Below are 6,883 nucleotides of genomic sequence, written 5' to 3'. Positions count from 1 at the left end.
CCACCCGCCCCGCCGCAAGCCGCCCCGCCTCAGGCCACCACACCCGCCCCGCCGCAGCCGGCGGCGGCGCCGTTGCCCGTGGCGGGCCGGGCGGGCGCCGCGTTCTGCGCCGGGGCGCTGGCGACCTGTTCGCTGGTTGGCTCGGGGTTGTAGTCGACCAGGAACTCGTGCCAGCTCGGATCGACCGAGGAGGGGTCGTCGCGGAACTTGCGGTACATCTCCTCGACCAGCCACTCGTTCTGCCCGAATGGTGAACTTATGTTGCTCACGACCGCTGTTCGCCTCAATTCCTCTGTCTCGCAAGCGCATCGGGCGCCTGCCACGTTGTCGTCCCCGGCTGGCGGGACGCGCCTCGCGGTCGTGGCGATCCGCGACGTTCCCGCCCTATAAAGGCTAACCTCTCGCCGCTAATTCGCCAGGCAGAGGGCGAAAGGCGCCGGCGGGCGGCGCTACCCGGCTTCGTGCGCCGGGGGCACCAGGTGCAGCGCGCGCGGCCACCGCGCGGGCGGGCCACCGAACGCCCGATTTGCGTTGCGGATGATCCTTTTGCCGGCGAGGTAGTTCCCGACGGCGCCCACCACCACCCCGATGCCCACCGGCAGCAGCTTGCCGAACAGCAGCGCGCTGCGGCGCACCGTGTAGCGGCGTACCCACGACTTGAGCAGCCGGGAGTTCAGGCTCGACATCGACGACAGGGGGAGGGCGGCCACGCTCTCGGACACCCAGCCACCGCTGGTGCGGCCCGGCCCGAGCAGGTCGGAGACCGCCTGCTTGCCGTTGTCGCCCACCAGCACGGCCAGCAGCAGGGCGCGGCGCCGCTCGTGGTGCTCGGCGGGGATTCCGTGCACGACCGCGACGGCCAGCACAAAGAATGCGGTGGCCTCCAGGAACGTCACTGTCTCGGCCGCCGCGGCCGACAGCGCGCTCAGCGTGCCGACCCCCGGGATGGTCGCGGTCGCCCCCACCGCGACGCCGCCCGCCGTGACGATGGCGACGTAGCGCTTCTGCAGCTTGGTCAGGATCTGCGCCGGGGTGGCGTCGGGGTCGGCGTTACGCAGCCGCGTCACGTACGCCTCGGCGGCGGGCCCCTGGATGCGCGAGCTGCGCTCGATGACCTGCGCCAACGCGCGCGCGGACATCTTCGGCCGCCCGTTGGCCGCCGCGCGGTCCGCGTCGGACTCCGCGTTGGACGTGGGGAAGCGGTCTGAAGACCTTTTTCGTCGGGCCCACATATCGTCTCTCCTGCGTGATGGCGTTTCTCCAGGCTAACGCGCCGGCCGGGGACGCCGACCGAGCACGGCCAACCCGGCCCCACTGTCCTTCCCTGTCTACCCCGTCTGGTGCCCACCGCTGCCTCAAGACTTGCCGGACCCTGAATAATGCAGGCTTAATCTCTGTGCCGGTCCGGGGTGACCTGGCCGGACGGCAGCGTCGAAGCGGAAACGAGGTGGGTCACATGGCCGCGGTGACGCCCCGCGGGCCCGGGGGCCCGCCCCGCGCGGGCACGCTTCCGCCGCGGCTCGCCGCGCTGGTGGGGCTGTTGACGCACAGCCCGCCGCGCTCGCAGAACCCCTGGAACGCGCTGTGGGCGCTGATGATCGGGTTCTTCATGATCATGGTCGACTCGACCATCGTCGCGATCGCGAACCCGACGATCATGACCAACCTGCGCATCGGCTACGACACCGTCGTCTGGGTGACCAGCGCCTATCTGCTGGGATACGCGGTGGTGCTGCTGGTGGCGGGACGCCTGGGCGACCGATTCGGCCCGAAGAACCTCTACCTGATCGGGCTGGTGCTGTTCACCGTCTCTTCGGTGTGGTGCGGTCTGTCGGGCAGCGCGGCGCTGCTCATCGCCGCCCGGGTCGCGCAGGGCGTCGGGGCCGGGGTGCTCACCCCGCAGACGCTGTCCACCATCACCAGGATCTTCCCGCCCGAGCGGCGCGGCGTGGCGGTCAGCCTGTGGGGCGCGACCGCGGGCGCGGCCAGCCTGGTGGGCCCGCTGGTCGGGGGCGTGCTGGTCGATGGGCTGGGCTGGCAGTGGATCTTCTTCGTCAACGTGCCGGTCGGCATCGTCGGCCTGGCGCTGGCGCTGTGGCTGGTGCCGGTGCTGCCCACCCAGGCGCACCGATTCGACGTGCTCGGCGTGGGCCTGTCGGGCCTGGGGATGTTCCTGATTGTGTTCGGCCTCCAGCAGGGCCAGGCCGCGCGCTGGGAGCCGTGGATTTGGGCGATGATCGTCGCCGGCGTGGGGTTCATGACGGCGTTCGTCTACTGGCAGTCGGTCAACACCCACGAACCGCTGATCCCGCTGCGGATCTTCGCCGACCGCGATTTCAGCCTGTGCAACGCCGGCGTCGCCATCACCTCCTTCGCGGCCACCGCCATGATGCTGCCGGTGACCTTCTACGCGCAGGACGTGTGTGGGCTCTCGCCGACCCGCTCGGCGCTGCTGATCGCGCCCATGGCGATCGCCAACGGCGTGCTGGCGCCGCTGGTGGGCCGCATCGTCGACCGCTACCACCCGCGCCCGGTCCTGGGCTTCGGCTTCTCGGTGCTGGCGATCGGGTTGACGTGGCTGTCGTTCGAGATGGCCCCCGACACGCCGATCTGGCGGCTGGTCCTGCCGTTCGGCGTCGTCGGCGTCGGGATGGCGTTCGTGTGGTCGCCGCTCACCGCGACCGCGACCCGCAACCAGCCGCCGGAACTGGCCGGCGCCAGCTCGGCCGTGTACAACGCCGTCCGCCAGCTCGGCGCCGTGCTCGGCAGCGCCGGCATGGCCGCGTTCATGACCTACCGGATCGGGGTGGAGATGCCGCCCCAGGCGTCGGACGAGGGCGGCGACGCCGCCGCGGCCCTGCAACTGCCCGAGTTCCTGCGCGAGCCGTTCGCCGCCGCGATGGCGCAGTCGGTGCGGCTCCCGGCCTTCGTCGCGCTGTTCGGGATCATCGCGGCCCTCTTCGTGGTCGGGTTCGCCGCCCGCGGTTTCGGTGCGCGCGCCGGCGCCGACCGCTGGGCGGCCGAGGATGACGTCGTCGACGACGACTACGACGACGACGAGTACGTCGAGCTGGTGTTGCTGCGCGACGCCTACGACGCACCGGCCCGCGACGCCGGGCCGGTGCCCCGCGGCGAGCCACCCCGCTCGGGCCGGGTGCCCGTGCCGCCGCGACGGCACCGCGTCGCCCCGCACGCCGACCCGGCCGACGCGCGCCGCCGCGTGGCCGCCGATCCCGCGCCCACGTCGCGGCCGAACGCGTTGGGGCGCAACGGCTTCCACGCCGATAGCCAACGGCGGTTCCGCCCGGTCGCGGGGCTGCGCGCCGACTCGCGCGGCGGCCGGCCGGGCCCGCCCCCGCCGAACGGCCCACGCCGCAGCGACCCCGACGACGATCCCCGCCGCCCCACCGGGCTCTAGGCCGAGGTCAAGCCCCCGCGGTGAGCGCGAGGAACGCCCCCAGGTCGATCAGGCCGGCCGGCGTGGCGGGCAGATAGTCGGTCAGCGCGGGGGACCGCACGACCACCGCCGCGTACTGCGCCCTGCTGACCGCCACGTTGAGCCGATTCCTGTTGAGCAGGAACGAAATCCCGCGCGGCACCACGTCCATCGACGAGACGGTCATCGAGATGAACACGACGGGCGCCTGGCCGCCCTGGAACTTGTCGACCGTGCCGACCCGCACGTCGCCCAGGCCGGCCGCGGCCAGTCGCCGTCGCAGCAGCGCGACCTGCGCGTTGTAGGGCGCCAGCACCAGCACGTCGGCCGCGGTCAGCGGCCGGGTGCCGTGCTCGTCGGTCCAGGAAGCGCCCAGCAGCCGGCCGATCTCGGTGGCGATCGCGTCGGCCTCCTGCGGGCTTTCCGTCGAATTGCCGTGATGCGGCACGGCGTGGACGCGGACGCCGGGGCGGCACCCGTCCAGGCGCCGAGCCGCCGTGCACTCATGGGACCGCAGCCGGCCCTCGTAGGACAACCTGGATACCGCCGCGCACACGTCGGGATGCATGCGGTAGGAGCGGTCCAGGAAGTATCCGCGCGTGTCGGGCAGCGTGCGCTGCCCGTCGACCAGCCACTCCAGCGCCGAGGTGTCCACCGGCTCGGGATGGGTGCCCTGGCTGACCTGGGGCAACTGCTGGGGGTCGCCCAACAGCAGCAGGTTCGCGGCCGCCGGGGCCACGGCGATGGTGTTGGCCAGGCAGAACTGGCCCGCCTCGTCGATCACCAGCAGATCCAGACTGCCCGGCGGCACCCGGTTGGCGTTGGCGAAGTCCCAGGCCGTGCCGCCGATCACGCAACCCGCGGTGTCGGCGATGAAGGCGGCGTAGGAGCCGCCGTCGAGCTCCCGCCAGGGCGGTGTGCCGCGGTCGTGGCGCTTCTTGCCGACGCGCTGGGGATCCAGGCCGGCGTCGATGACGCACGACAGCACGTTCTCGACCGTGGCGTGCGACTGTGCCACCACGCCCACCCGCCACCGGTGGCGCGTGACCAGCTCGCCGATGACCCGGGCGGCGGTGTGCGTCTTGCCGGTGCCGGGCGGCCCGTGCACGGCCAGGTAGGACGCGTCCAGGTCGAGCAACGCCGCGGTGATGTCGGTGACGGCGTCGGCGGCGTGCGGCAGCGCGCCGCCGCTGCGGGTGCGGGGAGCGCGGCGCAGCAGGATGTCGACGACGGCCGTCGCGGGCAGCCCCGGCAGCGCCTCGGCGACCTCGGCCGCGGTGACCTCGATCGATTGGCGCAGCGCCGTGGTGGCGATCGGTGGGCCGGGGGCCAGCGCGAACGGAAGCTGGTCGAACGTGTCGCCGTCGGCGCCGACGCGCTCCACGATCACCACCTCGGAGGGCACCGCCGGATCGTCGGCCTCGATCACCGTCGCGCGCCCCGCGGCGCGGCGGTCGGGGTTGTCGCTCATCCCTGCCGGCGCGGGCGGTTCGTACAGCGCGAACACGTCCTTGGTCAGGTCGCCGCGGGCCAGCCCGCCGCGCAGGCGCACCCGCCGCTGCGGTTTGCGCGCCCGGGGCGGCGTGTGCCAATCGTGCGCGACCGACGCGTGCTCGGCGACGAATACGTCGGTGTCGTCGGCCCATTCGTCGACGGGAAAGTTCAGGCGGTCGAAATGCGCCCACCAGAACGGCTTGTCCTCGCGGCGGTGATAGCCGCGCGCCGCACCCAGCAACGCCACGGCCGTCTGCTCGGGGGTGCGGTCGCCCAGGCCGGCGGCGCCACCGAACGCCGCGAGCGTCATCGCCAGCCCGTCACGGTCCTCGACGGTGTTGCCGTCGCTGACCGGTTGTGCGCCGACGGGCAGCACGCCGGATTCGTACGCGCGCAACATCAGCCAGTTGCGCAGCTCTTGGGTCGAGCGGCAGTCGTAGTGGTTGTAGTCCTCGATCTCCTTGAGCACCGACGCGGCCTCCTCGCGCCGGCCGTCGGCGCGCAGCTCGCAGTACCGCGCGTAGGAGGTGATCGATCCCGTGGCCGTCGTGACGTCCCCGGCGCGCAGCTGTGATCCCATGTAGAGCGGCTCGAGCGCCTTGAGGCTGAACGAGTCGGCGCCCACGCGAATGCTCTTGCGCACCAACGGATAGAGGTCGACCAGGGTGCCGCTGCGCAGCAACTCGTCGACCTCGTCCTCGCCGACGCCGTAGCGCCCGGCGAGGCGCAGCAGTGCGCTCTTCTCGTAGGGCGCGTAGTGGTAGATGTGCATGTGCGGCCGGCGTTTTCGGCGCTTGGCCACTAGCGCCAGGAAGTCGGTGAGAGCCTTGCGTTCGTCGACGCGGTCGTGCGCCCACAGCGGCCGGAATTTGCCCGCGGGCCCAGCCTCCAGCACGCCGAAAAGATATTCCAGGCCCCAATGCCGGCCGTCGGGCGTCCACAGCGGGTCGCCCTCGAAGTCGAAGAACAGGTCGCCCGCGTCCGGCTCGGGCAGCAGGGTCAACGGCTGGGGATCGACGATCTCGTACTGCGGAACACCCGTCGAGCGTTGCCGCGCCTGCAGTGCGGCCTGAGTCTGCAGCTTGCCGACCGCGGCCGGGGCCAGACCGGGAACGGGCGCGCGGTGTTCGGCGAGCTCGGCCAGCGTGGTGACGCCCGCGTCGATCAGCTTGTCCCGCTGGCCCACGCGCATCCCGGCGACCAACAGCAGGTCGTCGGTCGCGCGCAATTCCTCGGTGCACACCGGGCAGCGGAAACAGGCGCCCACCCCGTCGTCCGCCCAGCGCACGGCGGCGCCGCCCGCCAGGTGGTCGTCGAGCAGCCGTTGCAGCCGGGCGCGCTGGGCGCGGTAGACCGGGACCAGGTCGCAGGTGCGGTACCGCACCGACGTCCCGTCGCCCAGCCGCAGCTCGGCCTCCGGCGCCACCGGAACACCCTCGGCGGCGAGCGCGTCGGCGTAGGCCGCCAGCTGCAGCAGCGCGGCGACCTTGGCCGAGCGGGCCAGCTTCGTGTCGACGACGCGGTAGTGCTCGCCGTCGCGCAGCAGGAAGTCGGCGAATCCGAGGAAGCGGCCGTCGAACATGGCGGCCTGGTACACCACCGGGGCGCGCGCGGCGACGGCGCGCCGGGTGGCCGCGGCGGCCGCCGCCAGCCCGGCCGGTGTGTAGGCCGGGCGGCCGATGGTCGCGACCCCGTCGCCGAACTCGTCGCGCAGCCGCGCGAGCTCGCGGCGCTCGTGGTGGTCGCCCAGGGTGGCGGTGCGAACGAGCAGGTCGTCCTCCACCGCGACGGCGGGTGCGCGGCCGAGTTTGGCGTCGAAGTCCCGCAGCAGCGCGAACTCGCAGCGAGCGGCCGCGGCGAGGTCCGACGCGCTGTAGAGGACGCTGTCGCCGGTCACGAACACTTGAGCCACTGTAGGTCAGGCATCCGACAGCGCGGTGCTGCCGGATCCGC

Annotated in this window: 3 protein-coding genes and 1 pseudogene; 1 reads left to right on the top strand and 3 read right to left on the bottom strand. The window is 72.8% G+C overall.

Annotated features, from left to right (window positions below; genetic code table 11):
* Positions 1 to 62 precede the first annotated feature (62 nt).
* Both A5700_RS26455 and A5700_RS01280 read right to left on the bottom strand, forming a co-directional pair.
* Positions 63 to 269, bottom strand: a pseudogene (locus tag A5700_RS26455) (hypothetical protein); the annotation flags it as partial.
* 180 nt (positions 270 to 449) lie between these two features.
* On the bottom strand, positions 450 to 1,232 hold the full coding sequence (locus A5700_RS01280; protein WP_068069606.1) for a hypothetical protein: 783 nt from the start codon (positions 1,230 to 1,232) through the stop codon (positions 450 to 452).
* Between the two features lie 224 nt (positions 1,233 to 1,456).
* On the opposite strand from A5700_RS01280, the gene A5700_RS01275 reads away from it, so the two are divergent.
* Positions 1,457 to 3,418 (top strand): MFS transporter, encoded by a 1,962-nt coding sequence (locus A5700_RS01275; RefSeq protein WP_082966209.1) that lies wholly within the window; start codon positions 1,457 to 1,459, stop codon positions 3,416 to 3,418.
* Positions 3,419 to 3,425: 7 nt separating this feature from the next.
* On the opposite strand, the gene A5700_RS01270 is transcribed toward A5700_RS01275, so the two are convergent.
* The gene (locus A5700_RS01270; protein ID WP_068204374.1) at positions 3,426 to 6,833 is read right to left on the bottom strand and encodes a TM0106 family RecB-like putative nuclease; all 3,408 of its coding nucleotides are present in this window, start codon (positions 6,831 to 6,833) and stop codon (positions 3,426 to 3,428) included.
* Positions 6,834 to 6,883 lie beyond the last annotated feature (50 nt).

Source organism: Mycobacterium sp. E1214, from assembly GCF_001666755.1.
In the GTDB taxonomy this organism is placed as follows: Bacteria; Actinomycetota; Actinomycetes; order Mycobacteriales; family Mycobacteriaceae; genus Mycobacterium.
The sequence above is the reverse complement of the archived record's forward strand: the minus strand, read 5'-3'. Positions and strand labels throughout refer to the sequence as shown.